The organism is Massilia sp. UYP34 (assembly GCF_056279385.1).
The window spans coordinates 1-13,767 of the sequence record NZ_JBWBRF010000035.1 but is presented as its reverse complement, the minus strand read 5'-3'; the positions used below and the strand labels follow the sequence as shown (position 1 = coordinate 13,767).

The following is a 13,767-nucleotide window of genomic DNA, read 5'->3' as shown; positions in this document are numbered from 1 at the left end:
GCCAGGATCAAACTCTTCAGTTCAATCTCTGTTTGTTGACTCTTTCGAGTCATCGGCTATTGCTAGCCGAGTCGCTCACTCAAAATACTGACCGTTACTTCATTGCTGAAGCAACGTATTTCTTTTTTGTGAACATTTGATAATTTAAGTATGCAAGAACCGAAGTTCCTGGCACCTTCATCAAACGCCCACACTTATCGACTGTTAATTTTTAAAGAACTTTATTCGGTACTGCATCTGCAGTTTGCTTCGAAGCGTTGTGTTCGTCAGCAGCAGAGAGGCGAGAGTATGAAGTGTTTCTCATCGTTCGTCAACCTCTTTTTTCTCTTCGCTTTCGCTACCGTGAGGCGGCGTCTGCGTCGAGGAGCGAGACTATAGCAAGCCGAAGGCCGTCTTGCAAGGTTTACGACTGTGATATCGTAGCCGCCGCATTCTGCGACCTACCCTTTTATATACGTCCATATGATTCCCACGATCGTCCCGACCGCCGACGCCGCCCTCGCCCAGTCCCTGGCGGACGCCATCAACAACAAGACGAAGCCGCTCGGCAGCCTCGGACGACTGGAATCGCTCGCCGCCCAGCTGGGCATGATCCAGCGCTCGACCAGGGTCAGCATCGACCGGCCGGCGATCCTGGTGTTCGCCGCCGACCACGGCGTCGTGGCCGAAGGCATCTCCGCCTTCCCGCAAGACGTCACCTGGCAGATGGTCGAGAACTTCCTGGGCAACGGCGCCGCCATCAATGTGTTCGCGCGCCAGAACGGCTGCGCGCTGCACGTGGTCGACGCCGGCGTGAACCACGATTTCGGCGAACGCGCGGGACTCGTGCACCGCAAGGTTGCCAACGGCACCCGCAACTTCGCGCTCGAACCGGCCATGACGGCGCAGGAATGCGCGACCGTGCTCGAACACGGCATGGCCCTGGCGCGCGACCTGCCCGGCACCGTGATCGGCTTCGGCGAGATGGGCATCGGTAACACGACGTCCGCCGCGGCCCTGATGCACAAGCTGACCGGCCAGCCGCTCGCGCGCTGCGTCGGCGCCGGCACCGGCCTCACGCCACAGGGAGTCCGCCACAAGGCCGACGTCGTCGCGGCCAGCGTGGCCCGTCACGCGCACGCCGTGCAGCCGCTCGAGGTGCTGGCCACTTTCGGGGGCTTCGAGATCGCGATGATGGCCGGCGCCATGCTCAAGGCGGCCGAACTGCGCAAGGTGCTGCTGATCGATGGCTTCATCGTCACCAGCGCGCTGCTGGTGGCCGCGCGCCTGCAGCCGAACATCCTCGATTACTGCGTGTTCTCGCACTGCTCGGGCGAGCATGGCCACGCCCTGCTGCTCGAGGAGCTCGGCGCCCGTCCGCTGCTCGACCTTGGCCTGCGCCTGGGCGAAGGCACCGGCAGCGCGCTCGCCCTGCCCCTGCTGCACGCCGCCGCCAACTTCCTCAACGAGATGACCACCTTCGCCTCGGCGCAGGTCAGCGAACGCTCGGCATGACGCACCAGCTGCGCCTGTTCTTCATTGCGCTGCAGTTCTTCACGCGGCTGCCGATTCCGCGCTGGGTCGGTTTCGAACCAGGCTGGCTGAACCACGCGTCGCGCTACTTCCCGCTGGTGGGCGTCGTGGTCGGCGGCATCGGCGCGCTCGTCTACCTGGTGGCCGCGCACTGGCTGCCCGCGCCGGTGGCGGCCGTGCTGTCCACCGCGGCCACCATCTACCTCACCGGCGCCTTCCATGAAGACGGCTTCGCCGACACCTGCGATGGCCTGGGCGGCGGCATGACGAAGGAACGCGCGCTCGAGATAATGAAGGATTCGCGCGTCGGCGCCTATGGCGCGATCGGCATCGTGTGCATGCTCGGTGCGAAGCTGGCCCTGCTTGCCAGCCTGCCGCCAGCCAGCGCCATCGGCGCCCTGCTGCTGGCTCATCCCCTCTCACGTCTGGCCGCCACCTCCCTGATCTGGCAGATGGAGTACGCCCGCGCCGAGGGCAAGGCCAAGCCGCTGGCGGTGCGCATGAGCGATCGGGAGTTCGGCATCGCCGCCGTCACCGCACTGCTGCCCGCGCTTGGCTTGCTGGCCTTCGGCCTGCTCGACCTGGCCGCGATCGCCGCCGCCGTGGTCGCTGCCATGGTGGTCACCTGCTGGCTGGCCCGCAAGCTCACGCGCCGGCTGGGCGGCTATACCGGCGACTGCCTCGGCGCCGTGCAGCAGCTGGCAGAGGTGGCGATCTATCTCGCGGTGCTGGCCACGCTCGGCCGCGGCGCGCTGGGCTGATGCGCCTCTACCTGGTGCGCCACCCACGGCCCGAGGTGCCGGCCGGGCACTGCTACGGTCGCAGCGACCTGGCGGCGAACCAGGCCGACGTCGAACGGGTGCTGGCCGCACTGGCGGGCCAGGGACTGCCCGGCGCGATGCCGGTCTACGCCAGCCCGCTGATCCGCAGCGCGGTCCTGGCGCAGCGGCTTTCGCCGGCGCCGGTATTCGACGCCCGCCTGGCCGAGATCGACTTCGGCGCCTGGGAAATGCGCAGCTGGGACGACATCCCCCGCGCCGAGATCGACGCCTGGAGCGCCGACCTGCTGCATTACCGCCCCGGCGGTGGCGAAAGCGTGATGGACGTGGCCGCGCGCGTGGCGGCCTTCGATGCCGATATCCGGCGCGCTGAACACCCACAGGCCCTGATCGTCTGCCACGCCGGCACCATGCGCCTCCTGCATTCCCTGTACCTCGGCGGCACGCTACTCGATGCCGCGCTACGTGCGGCCCAGGCGCCACACCGGATCGACTATGGCGAAGTGATGATGCTGGAAACCTGACGACGCCTTATAATGGGCGCGTTTTGGTGCTCGCGCCTGCGTTCGCAGTCGCAGTTAAACGGGAAACACGAAGCTCCTTTCAAGGGCCAACGTGTGCTGCCCCCGCAACGGTAAGCAAGTGCCGCATGCTCTCCCCGAGCCATGCGGCAAACCGCCCCCTCATACCACTGTGCGCGAGCATGGGAAGGTCGGACGGCCATACTTGTCAGCCCGGATACCGGCCAAAAGGTGGCGTCGCCTCGCGCGATGCCGTTCAATCTGGCCTACGGGGACGTCGGCTGGTTGCCCTTGATAAGAAACAATTCATGAATTTTCCAGTAACCCGGCAAGCCGCCGCGGTCTCGCTTGCCCTCGCCGTCATCTCGTCCGCCGCCGTCGCCGACGCTCCTTTACCGGCTCCTTCGCCTGCTCCTGCGCCTGACGCCACGCCCACCGCCGACACCGTGGTCGTCACCGCGACCCGCACCGCGCAGCGCGCCGCCGACGTCATCGCCGACACCACCGTCATCGGCGCCGAAGAAATCGCGCGCTCCGGCGCCGGTTCGGTGGCCGACATCCTGCGCCGCCAGCGCGGCATCGAAATCTCGCGCAACGGCGCGGCCGGCGCCGCCACCAGCGTCTTCATCCGCGGCGCCAACGCCAACCAGTCCGTGGTCCTGATCGACGGCGTGCGCTTCGGTTCGGCGACCACCGGCACCGCCAGCTGGAACGCAATCCCGCTGGGCGCCATCGACCGCATCGAGATCGTCTACGGCCCGCTCAGCACCCTGTACGGCGCCGACGCCATCGGCGGCGTGATCCAGATCTTCACCCGCAAGGGCGAGGGCGCGCCGGTGGTCACGGGCTCGGTCGGCGTGGGCAGCAACGCCACCCGCCAGCTGGATGCCGGCATCTACGGCAGCAGCGGCGGCCCGAACGCCGTCAGCTACGCGTTCGGCGCCGGCTACGAGGACTCGGACGGTTTCTCGTCGACCCGCCCGGGCGCCTTTGGCTACAACCCGGACGAAGACGGCTACCGTCGCCGCAACGCCAACGGTCGCGTGACGATGGCGCTCGCGCCGGGCCACGAGATCGGGGCCCAGTTCCTGGCCAGCCGCCTGTACAGCCAGTACGACAGCGGCGCCGCCAGCTACGACGTCCACAGCGACAACGACCTGAATACCGCCGCGGTCTTCATGCGCAACCAGATCCTGCCAAACTGGCACAGCACGGTGCAGTACGCGCGCTCGGAAGACAAGTCGGGCAACTTCACCAATGCGACGCCGTCCGGCGCCAGCCGGATCGACACCCGGCAGGACGAATTGAGCTGGCAGAACGACATCGCCATCGGCCAGGACACCCTGCAACTGCTGTACACGCACCGCAAGGAAGAAGTCGACTCGATGCGCCGGTCGCGCATCACCAATTCGTATGCGGCCGCCTACTCGGCCAGGCGCGGCCCTCACCTGGCCGACGTCAGTGCGCGCCACGACCGCTCGGTCTACGGCAGCAAGAACACCGGCGCCGCCGGCTATGGCTATGACTTCGGCAACGGCCTTCGCGCCACCGCCAGCGTCGGCACGAGCTTTCGCGCCCCGACCTTCAACGAGCTGTACTTCCCCGGCTACGGCCTGGAAACCAACAAGCCCGAGAAAGGCCGCAACCGCGAAGTGGGCCTGCGCTACGACGGCAACGGCTACCGGCTGGATGCGACCTACTTCCACAACCGCCTGACCGACATGATCGTGTCGAGCACCCCGTGCCCGGACGGCGTCAACCGCAGCTGCGCCTACAACGTCAACGAAGGGCTGCTCGAAGGCTTCTCGCTGGCAGGCAGCACCCGCCTGATGGGCGTCGACCTGCGCGCCAGCCTCGACTGGCAGGATCCGCGCGACGAGACCACCGGCAAGCAACTGGCGCGCCGTGCGAAGAAGCACGCCAGCTTCGGCGCCGACTACACGATGGGCACGCTCAAGACCGGCCTTGAACTGACGGTGTCGGGCGAGCGTTTCGACGACGCCGCCAACAACCGTCGCCTTGGCGGCTACGGTTTGCTGAACCTGCACACGACCTGGCAATTCACGCCCGACTGGTCGCTGCTGATGCGCCTGGACAACGTCGCCGACAAGCAGTACGAGATCGCGCGCAACTACGGCACCAGCGGCCGCACCTGGTTCGCGGCCCTGCGCTACGGCATCCGTTAAGCTATAACCCCTGCCCGCGGCAACCAGGCCGCGGGTGTCCGACACCGACAGGCCAGCATGCAAGCATCCGTCCCGCCGCTACGCCAGCGCGCCACGCTCATCGTCGGCGCCATGCTGGCGTTTTCCATTGCCACCCTGCTGTTCGCGGGCATGACCGGTTCGATCCGGGTGCCGCTGGACGAGATTCCCGGCGCGCTGCGCCAGCTCGCCAGCGGCCATCCCGATTCGCTCTCCGCTTCCCTGCTCGAGCTGCGCGCCAGCCGCGCGCTGGTGGCGTTCGCGACCGGCGGCGCGCTGGCCCTGGCCGGCCTCATGATGCAGGCGCTGCTGAGGAACCCCCTGGCCGATCCGTACGTGCTGGGCGTGTCGTCGGGCGCCTCGGTGGGCGCCCTGCTGGCGCTGCTCCTGATGGCCTCCACGCTGATGGTCGACGCCGCCGCGCTGGTGGGGGCCATCGGCGTGGCCATGCTGCTCTACCTGCTGGCCCGGCGCGGCTTGCGCGGCGACCAGGCGCTTGACTCCGGCGCCTCGATGCTGCTCCTGACCGGCGTGATCATCTCGGCCCTGTGCGGCTCGATCGTGACCCTGATGCTGTCGATCGCGCCCGAGGGGCGCCTGCGCAGCATGATCTTCTGGCTGATCGGCGACCTGGCTGGCGCACCGCTGCGCCTGGCGCCCTGGCTGGTGCTGGCGGGCTGCCTCCTGTATGCCATGCGCAATGCGCGCGCCATGAACATGGTCGCGCTGCATGCCGAGAATGCGGTGACGCTGGGCGTGCGCGTGGGCGCGCTGCGCAAGGGCCTGTTCTTCGTCTCGGCCCTGCTCACCGCCAGCGCGGTCACCAGCGCCGGCTCGATCGGCTTCGTCGGCCTGATCGTGCCGCACGCCTGCCGCTTCGCCTTCGGGCCCGACCACCGGGTCTTGATCCCGGCCGTCGTGCTGGCCGGCGGCGCCTTCCTGGTGCTGTGCGATACGCTGGCGCGCACCATCGTCGCGCCGCAGCAACTGCCGGCCGGCGCCATCACGGCGATGATCGGCGCACCGGTCTTCCTCTACCAGTTGCACCGCCTGCGCAAATGAGCACGAAATGAGCACAATCTCCACCCTCGACCTGCTGCTGTCCGTCGGCGAGCGCACCCTGGTGCGGGGCCTCGACTGGACCGCCCGCGCCGGCGAATGCTGGAGCGTCATCGGCCGCAACGGCGCCGGAAAAAGCACCTTGCTGCGCACCCTGGCCGGCCTGCAGCCGCCCAACGCCGGATCGGTCCAGGTGAACGGCCGGGCGCTGAGAGACTGGCCGCTGACCGAGCTGGCGCGCGAGCGCGCCTTCCTGGCCCAGTCGCGCCACGACGCTTTTGCCTACACGGTGCTGGAGAGTGTGCTGTCGGCGCGCCACCCTTACCACGCCGACCGCTACTGGGAGGGCAGCGACGACCACCAGGCCGCCCTGCAGGCCCTGGCCTCGATGGAAGTGGACGACCTGGCCGCGCGCGACGTGCGCACCCTGTCCGGCGGCGAGCGCCAGCGGGTGGCGATCGCCGCCCTGCTGGCCCAGCAAACGCCGCTGCTGCTGCTGGACGAACCGGCCAATGCGCTCGACCTGGCGCACCAGGTGAGCGTGATGGGGCTCCTGGCCCGCCTGTGCCGCGAGCAGAACCGGACCGTGGTCATGATCGGCCACGACCTGAACCTGGCTGCGCGCATCTCGACCCACGTGCTGCTGCTCATGGGCGATGGCCGCTGGACCGCCGGCCCCACCGACCAGATCATGCGCCCGGCGCTGCTGGGCGACTACCTCGGCCATCCGATCGACATGATCGAACACGGAGGCCGCCGCATCTTCATCCCCAAGGAGGGTTCCGCATGACCGACATGACGCCAGACCAGACCGCTGCCCTGAACGAACGCCACCGCGCCCGCATGGAGCGCAAGAAGGCGGTCATCGATGCAAAAATCGCTGCGGCCGACAAGGAAATCGGCATCGTCATCGTCAACACCGGCAACGGCAAGGGCAAGAGCTCGAGCGCGTTCGGGATGGTGGCGCGCGCGCTCGGCCACGGCATGCAGGTGGGCGTAATCCAGTTCATCAAGGGCGCCATGTCGACCGGAGAAGAAACCTTCCTGCGGCGCTTTCCCGACGAGGTGCGCTTCCATGCGATGGGCGAAGGCTATACCTGGGAAACGCAGAGCCGCGAGCGCGACATCGCCAAGGCTGAGGAAGCCTGGGCGCTGGCCCGGCAGTTCCTGTCCGATCCCGCGATCGGGATGGTGGTGCTCGACGAACTGAATATCGCCCTAAAGTACAAATACCTCGACGTGCACACCGTGATCGCCGACCTGCTCGATCGTCCGGTGATGCAGCACGTGGTGATCACCGGCCGCGCCGCGCCGCCGGAACTGATCGCGGTGGCCGATACCGTCACCGAAATGAACGTGGTCAAGCATGCGTTCAAGGCGGGCATCGCGGCCCAGGCGGGGACCGAATGGTGACCGGCGCCCGTATCGTCCTGGTGGCGGCGATGTCGTCCGGCCAGGGCAAGACGACGGTGACTGCCGCGCTGGCGCGGCGTCTCGTGCGCATGGGCAAGCGCGTGCGGGTGTTCAAGTGCGGCCCCGACTTCATCGACCCGATGCTGCTCGAACGCGCCAGCGGCGCGCCGGTCCACAATCTCGACCTGTGGATGGTCGGCGTCGACGCCTGCCGCCAGCGCCTGCACGACGCCGCGCGCGAGGCGGATGCGATCCTGGTCGAGGGTGTGATGGGCCTGTACGACGGCTCACCGTCGGCGGCGGACCTGTCGCGCGAATTCGGCATCCCCGTGCTGGCGGTGCTGGACGCCTCGGCGATGGCGCAGACCGCCGGCGCGGTGGCGCAGGGCCTGCGCGACTATGGCCCCGTCGAGATGGCCGGCGTGATCGCCAACCGCGTCGCCAGCAGCGGCCACGCGGCGATGGTGAAGGAGTCGCTGCGCGACATCGCGCTGATCGGCACCCTGGCGCGCCAGGACGATCAGCTGCCCGAGCGCCACCTGGGCCTGGTGCTGCCGGGCGAGGTCGAAGAGCTGGACCGCATCCTGGATGCGCTGGCCGACGACATCGATGTCGATGGGGCGGCGTGGGATGCGCTGCCCGTCATCACGCCCGCATCCACGGCCACGGCCACGGCCCTGTCGCCAATAGAGCCGCTGCTGGCGGGACGCACGATCGCGATCGCGCGCGATCCGGCCTTCGTCTTCGTCTACCCGGCGAATATCGACCTGCTCGGGCAACTGGGCGCGCGCATCAGGTATTTCGCGCCGCTGTCCGACGAAGCGGTGCCGGAAGACGCCGATGCCGTCTACCTGCCGGGAGGCTATCCCGAGCTGCACGGCGCGCAGCTGCAAGCCGCCCAGCGCTGGCGCGACTCCATTCGCGCGGCGCACGCGCGTGGCGTGCCGATCGTCGCCGAGTGCGGCGGCATGATGGCGCTCGCCGATGGCCTGACCGATGGCGAGGGACGCCGCTTCGAGATGGCCGGGCTGCTCGCCGGCGAAGTCAGGATGCAGAAGCGCCTGGGGGGACTGGGCATGCATGCGATGCCGACGCCGCAGGGCGAGATCCGCGGCCATACCTTCCATTATTCCGTGCTCGACTCGCAGGTGGCGCCGCAAGCGCATACCGTGAAGCAGCGGACCGGCGCCCAGGGCGAAGCCGCCTACCGGGTCGGCTCGCTGTTCGCGTCCTACTTCCACGGCTACTTCCCTTCCAATCCGCGCGCGGTGGCCGCCCTGTTCGGAGCGCGGCCGTGAGCGTGACCCTGGTCTTCGGCGGCGCGCGCTCGGGCAAGAGCGCCTGGGCCGAGCGCATCGCGCGCGAATCGGGCAAGGAGGTCGTCTATGTCGCCACCTCGTGCGCCGGCGACGGCGAGATGGCCACGCGCATCGCCCATCACCGCGAGCGGCGCCCACCCGAGTGGCGCACGGTCGAAGAAGAACTGGCGCTGGCGCCCACGCTGCGCGACTGGTGCGCGCCGCAGCGCCTGGTGCTGGTCGACTGCCTGACGCTGTGGCTCAGCAACCTGATGTTCTGCGACGGGCGCGACTATCCCGAGGTCGGCGCGATCGAGTTGCCGCCACGCTTTCATCAGGAGCGCGCGGCGCTGCTGGCCCTGCTGGACGCCGGTCCTGCGGGCGACGTGATCTTCGTTTCGAACGAAGTCGGCATGGGCATCGTGCCCTGGGGCGCGATCTCGCGCAGCTTCGCCGATGAAGCCGGCCGCCTGAACCAGGCGGTGGCGGCGCGCGCCGACCGCGCGGTGCTGGTGGCGGCCGGCCTGCCGCTGGTATTGAAGGGAGCGCCGTGCTGACCGGCCTGTCGCTGTCCACGATCGCGCTGCTGCTCGTCGCCGGCGTCGCGCTCGACCTGCTGCTGGGCGAGACGCGGCGCTGGCATCCATTGGTCGGCTTCGGCAAGCTGGCCGGCTTCATCGAGCGGCGACTCAACCATGGGCAGTCGCGCCTGGCGCGTGGAAGCCTGGCCTGGGCGCTCGCCGTCCTGCCATTGAGCCTGCTGTGCCTGGCGCTGACCGACCTTGCCGGCGCATGGCTGCATGCGGTGCTGCTCTATGTCTGCGTTGGCCTACGCAGCCTGCGCGACCATACGTTGCCGATTCACGCGGCGCTGTGCGCCGGCGAGCTGGCGCAGGCGCGCACGCTCACGGCGCGCATCGTCAGCCGCGACACGGCGCACGCCGACGAATCCGACCTGGCCAAGGCCAGCGCCGAATCGCTGCTCGAGAACGGCAACGACGCCGTGTTCGGCACGCTGTTCTGGTTCATCCTGCTGGGCGGACCAGGCGCGGTGCTGTTCCGGCTGGCGAACACGCTCGATGCGATGTGGGGTTATCGCAGCGAGCGCTTCAACCTGTTCGGCCGCTGCGCGGCGCGTATCGACGACGCATTGAACTACCTGCCCGCGCGCCTGACCGCACTGTCGTACGTGCTGCTGGCGGGCAGCGGTCGCGCGCGCGCCTGGCGGTGCTGGCGCGCCCAGGCCCCGGCCTGGAGCAGCCCGAACGCCGGGCCGGTGATGGCCAGCGGCGCCGGCGCCCTGGGCGTGTCGCTGGGCGGCGCCGCCGTCTACGATGGCGAAGTGGAACAGCGTCCGCCGCTGGGCCTCGGGCCTGCCGCCTGCGCCGGCGACATCCTGCGCGCCTGGCGGCTGGTGCTGCGCACGACGTGGCTGTGGGCCGGCGTGGTCTGCCTGCTGGCGGCCGGAGTGTCATATGCTTGAACACGGCGGCAACCTGCGCGACGCCGCGCGTCGCTTTGGCCGCGACGACTGGGTCGATCTGTCGACCGGGATCAATCCGCATGGCTATCCGGCGCCGGCGCCGTCGAGCGCGGCGTGGCGCCGCCTGCCCGAGTCCGACCCGGCCCTGCTCGCGGCGGCGTGCGCGTTCTATCGCGCGCCGCAACTGCTGCCGGTGGCCGGGACCCAGGCGGCGATCCAGGCCCTGCCGCGCTTGCGCGCGCCATCGCGTGTCACGGTCTCGAGCCCTTCGTACGCCGAACACGCGCACCATTGGAACCTGCACGGCCACACACGGCGGCTGGCGCCATATGCGAAGCTGGATGCCGCGGTCGGCGACAGCGACGTCGTCGTGGTCGTCAATCCGAACAACCCGACCGGCGAGACCATCGCGCCCGAACGCCTGCTCGACTGGGCGGCGCGGCTGCATGCGCGCGACGGCTGGCTGGTGGTCGACGAAGCCTTCGGCGATACCATGCCCGCGCTGAGCGTGGCGCAGTACGCGGCGCAGCCGGGATTGATCGTGCTGCGCTCGATCGGCAAGTTCTTCGGGCTGGCCGGACTGCGCCTGGGCTTCGTCGCGGCGCACGACCGCGTGCTGGCGGATCTGGCCGACCTGCTCGGGCCCTGGGCGGTCAGCGGTCCGGCGCAGGAGATCGCGCTGCAGGCGCTGGCCGACACGGACTGGCAACAGGATACGCAAGCCCGTCTGGCGCAGGCCGGTGAACGGATGACGCGACTGCTGCAGGGGCACGGCATCGCCAGCACCGGCACGCCGCTGTTTCGCTGGTGGCCCGAGGCGCGGCCCGAAGCCTTTCATGAACACATGGCGGCGCGCGGCATCTGGTGCCGGCTGTTCCGCGATGCGGCGCGCGGCATCCGGGTCGGCCTGCCCGCCGGCGAAGATGACTGGCGGCGTCTTGAACGAGTACTTCACGAATGGAGCAAGCAATGAAGAAAACGATGCTGCTGGCCGGCCTGGCCGCGGCGGCCCTGGCGGCCCACGCCCAGGCCGCGATCACGGTCAAGGATGACGCGGGATTGACGGTCACCGTCGCCAAGCCGGCGCTGCGGGTGGTGTCGATGGCGCCCAGCGTCACCGAGCTGCTGTTCGCCGCGGGCGGCGGCAGCCAGATCGTCGGCGCCGTGAACTACAGCGATTATCCGGAAGCGGCCAAGCGCATACCGCGCATCGGCTCGAACCGCGAAATCGACATGGAACTCCTGGTTTCGCTGAAGCCCGACCTGATCGTGGCCTGGCGCCATAACAGTTCGGAGCGGCAAATCGAGATGGTGCGCCAACTGGGCATCCCGGTATTCCAGAGCGACCCGCAAACCCTGGACGGTATTCCCGACGCCGTGCAGCGCCTGGGCCAGTTGTTGGGCACCGACGCCGCGGCCAGGACGAGCGCGACGCAGTTGCGCGAACAGCTGGCCGGCCTGCGCGCGAAGTATGCGAACCGTTCTCCGGTGCGCACCTTTTACCAGGTATGGGACAAGCCGCTGTATACGCTGAGCGGAAAGCACATTCTCACCGATGCGATGAAGCTGTGCGGCGGCGAGAACATCTTCGCCAAGCTGACCGTTACCGCGCCGGTCGTCTCGATCGAGAGCGTGTTGCAGGCCAACCCGGAGGCGATCATCGCCACCGCCGAGAAGAACTATGGCGGCGTCGAGCTGTGGAAAGCCTACGGCACCCTGGCCGCGGTGCGCAGCAATAACCTGTTCACGCTGGATGGCAACCTGCTCAATCGCGCGGGACCGCGCATGGTCCAGGGCACGGCCGCGATGTGCGAAGTGCTCGAGCAGGCGCGTCAGCGTCGATCGACATGAGCGGCTTTCCCTACCGGACGCTGATGGTGCAGGGCACGACGTCGGACGCCGGCAAGAGCACGGTGGTCGCGGCGCTGTGCCGGCTGCTCAAGCGGCGCGGCATCCGGGTCGCGCCATTCAAGCCGCAGAATATGGCGCTCAACAGCGCCGTCACGCGCGATGGCGGCGAAATTGGCCGCGCGCAGGCGCTGCAGGCGATCGCCGCCGGCATCGAGCCGCACACCGACATGAATCCGGTGCTGCTCAAGCCGTCGAGCGACATCGGCGCCCAGATCATCATCCACGGCCAGGTGCGCGCCGACATGAATGCGCGCGACTATCACCAGTACAAGCCGGTGGCGATGGGCGCGGTGCTCGCATCGCATGCGCGCCTGCTGGCGCAATATGAGACGGTGATCGTCGAAGGCGCGGGCAGCCCGGCCGAGATCAATCTGCGCGATCGCGACATCGCCAACATGGGCTTTGCCGAGGCGGTCGACTGCCCGGTGATCCTGGTGGCCGACATCGATCGCGGCGGCGTGTTCGCGCACCTGGTCGGCACGCTGTCCTGCCTGTCGCAATCGGAACGCGATCGCGTCATCGGCTTCGTCATCAACCGCTTCCGTGGCGACATCAAGCTGCTCGAACCGGGGCTCGAGTGGCTCGAACAACAGACCGGCAAACCGGTGCTGGCGGTACTGCCCTATCTGCACGGGCTGTTCCTTGATGCCGAGGATGCGGTGCAGGCGGCGCAGGCCGACAAGGGCGCGTTTCGGGTCGTCGTGCCCAGCCTGCCGCGCATGAGCAATCACACCGATTTCGATGCGCTGCGCGCGCATCCGGACGTCGACCTGCGCTTCGTGCGGCAGGGAGAGGCGATTCCGGGCGCCGATCTGATCGTTCTCCCGGGAAGCAAGAATACGCGTGGCGACCTGGCCTGGCTGGAGGCGAATGGATGGCCTGAACGGATTGCGCGCCACCTGCGCTATGGGGGCAAGGTGATCGGCGTGTGTGGCGGGTTCCAGATGCTGGGCCGGTCGGTGAACGATCCACATGGGGTCGAGGGCGCGCCTGGCGTATCGGCAGGACTGGGCCTGCTGGAGGTCGAGACCGAGCTGACGCGCGAGAAACGGCTGACCCGGGTCGAGGGCGTGTGTGCCTTCGGTGTGGATGACGCCAGGCGCCGGGTCAGCGGATACGAGATCCATATGGGCGTATCGCATGGGGCGGCCATGCATACACCCGCGTTTTCGATCGACGGTCGTGGCGAGGGCGCGGTATCGGCGGATGGCCAGATCCTGGGGACCTACCTGCACGGGTTGTTCGATCATCCGGAAGCCTGCAGCGCGCTGCTCCAGTGGGCGGGTTCGCGCAGCGATCATGTGGTCGACACGGCGCAGTTGCGCGAAGCAAGTCTCGACCGGATCGCGGATTCGGTGGAAGGCCTGCTGGACAACCTGATAACACTAGGGAACTAAAACAGCGCAGCGTTGGCGGCTTTGCCGCCGACGCGTTCGATCACCGTTGGAGAATCAGATGTGCAGGCAGATCGCCATCGAAGAATATCGGCGCCGAAAGCAAAAAACCCCACCAGGATCACCTGGTGGGGTTTTTCTATATAACTAGCCTGACGATAACCTACTTTCACACTGGTTGCAGCACTATCAT

Annotated in this window: 14 protein-coding genes and 1 riboswitch; of the genes, 13 read left to right on the top strand and 1 reads right to left on the bottom strand. The window is 68.2% G+C overall.

Annotation, left to right across the window (positions count from 1 at the left end):
* Positions 1-462 precede the first annotated feature (462 nt).
* The 13 genes from cobT to ACZ9AQ_RS23630 all read left to right on the top strand — a co-directional run bounded on the left by cobT (position 463) and on the right by ACZ9AQ_RS23630 (position 13,577).
* Positions 463-1,494 (top strand): nicotinate-nucleotide--dimethylbenzimidazole phosphoribosyltransferase, encoded by a 1,032-nt coding sequence (gene cobT / locus ACZ9AQ_RS23690; RefSeq protein WP_429207192.1) that lies wholly within the window; start codon positions 463-465, stop codon positions 1,492-1,494.
* A complete protein-coding gene (locus tag ACZ9AQ_RS23685) occupies positions 1,491-2,273 on the top strand; it encodes an adenosylcobinamide-GDP ribazoletransferase (protein WP_429207190.1) in 783 nt (260 codons plus the stop codon). The genes cobT and ACZ9AQ_RS23685 overlap by 4 nt, the downstream gene beginning before the upstream one ends.
* On the top strand, positions 2,273-2,815 hold the full coding sequence (locus ACZ9AQ_RS23680; RefSeq protein WP_429207188.1) for a histidine phosphatase family protein: 543 nt from the start codon (positions 2,273-2,275) through the stop codon (positions 2,813-2,815). Before ACZ9AQ_RS23685 ends, ACZ9AQ_RS23680 begins: the two co-directional genes overlap by 1 nt.
* A 7-nt stretch (positions 2,816-2,822) precedes the next feature.
* A riboswitch (cobalamin riboswitch) is annotated at positions 2,823-3,055 on the top strand.
* A 65-nt stretch (positions 3,056-3,120) separates the two neighbouring features.
* Complete coding sequence (locus ACZ9AQ_RS23675; RefSeq protein WP_429207186.1) at positions 3,121-4,998, top strand: TonB-dependent receptor domain-containing protein; 1,878 nt, start codon at positions 3,121-3,123, stop codon at positions 4,996-4,998.
* A 57-nt stretch (positions 4,999-5,055) separates the two neighbouring features.
* A complete protein-coding gene (locus ACZ9AQ_RS23670; protein WP_429207184.1) occupies positions 5,056-6,078 on the top strand; it encodes a FecCD family ABC transporter permease in 1,023 nt (340 codons plus the stop codon).
* 7 nt (positions 6,079-6,085) lie between these two features.
* Positions 6,086-6,865: an ABC transporter ATP-binding protein gene (locus ACZ9AQ_RS23665; protein WP_429207182.1), complete on the top strand. Its 780-nt coding sequence runs from the start codon at positions 6,086-6,088 to the stop codon at positions 6,863-6,865.
* The gene (cobO, locus tag ACZ9AQ_RS23660; protein ID WP_429207180.1) at positions 6,862-7,488 is read left to right on the top strand and encodes a cob(I)yrinic acid a,c-diamide adenosyltransferase; all 627 of its coding nucleotides are present in this window, start codon (positions 6,862-6,864) and stop codon (positions 7,486-7,488) included. The genes ACZ9AQ_RS23665 and cobO overlap by 4 nt, the downstream gene beginning before the upstream one ends.
* A complete protein-coding gene (locus ACZ9AQ_RS23655) occupies positions 7,482-8,786 on the top strand; it encodes a cobyrinate a,c-diamide synthase (RefSeq protein ID WP_429207178.1) in 1,305 nt (434 codons plus the stop codon). The genes cobO and ACZ9AQ_RS23655 overlap by 7 nt, the downstream gene beginning before the upstream one ends.
* Positions 8,783-9,343 (top strand): bifunctional adenosylcobinamide kinase/adenosylcobinamide-phosphate guanylyltransferase, encoded by a 561-nt coding sequence (cobU, locus tag ACZ9AQ_RS23650; protein WP_429207176.1) that lies wholly within the window; start codon positions 8,783-8,785, stop codon positions 9,341-9,343. The genes ACZ9AQ_RS23655 and cobU overlap by 4 nt, the downstream gene beginning before the upstream one ends.
* On the top strand, positions 9,337-10,269 hold the full coding sequence (cbiB, locus tag ACZ9AQ_RS23645; RefSeq protein WP_429207174.1) for an adenosylcobinamide-phosphate synthase CbiB: 933 nt from the start codon (positions 9,337-9,339) through the stop codon (positions 10,267-10,269). The genes cobU and cbiB overlap by 7 nt, the downstream gene beginning before the upstream one ends.
* Positions 10,262-11,242, top strand: a complete 981-nt coding sequence (gene cobD / locus ACZ9AQ_RS23640) for a threonine-phosphate decarboxylase CobD (RefSeq protein ID WP_429207172.1) — start codon at positions 10,262-10,264, stop codon at positions 11,240-11,242. The genes cbiB and cobD overlap by 8 nt, the downstream gene beginning before the upstream one ends.
* Positions 11,239-12,120: a cobalamin-binding protein gene (locus ACZ9AQ_RS23635; RefSeq protein ID WP_429207171.1), complete on the top strand. Its 882-nt coding sequence runs from the start codon at positions 11,239-11,241 to the stop codon at positions 12,118-12,120. The genes cobD and ACZ9AQ_RS23635 overlap by 4 nt, the downstream gene beginning before the upstream one ends.
* Positions 12,117-13,577 carry a cobyric acid synthase gene (locus ACZ9AQ_RS23630; protein WP_429207169.1) on the top strand — a complete coding sequence of 487 codons (1,461 nt, stop codon included), beginning with the start codon at positions 12,117-12,119 and terminating at the stop codon, positions 13,575-13,577. The genes ACZ9AQ_RS23635 and ACZ9AQ_RS23630 overlap by 4 nt, the downstream gene beginning before the upstream one ends.
* Here the strand turns inward: ACZ9AQ_RS23630 and ACZ9AQ_RS23625 are convergent.
* Positions 13,574-13,767, bottom strand: a 194-nt coding sequence (locus ACZ9AQ_RS23625; RefSeq protein ID WP_429207167.1) for a hypothetical protein, incomplete at its 5' end; no start/stop codon positions are given. The genes ACZ9AQ_RS23630 and ACZ9AQ_RS23625 overlap by 4 nt on opposite strands.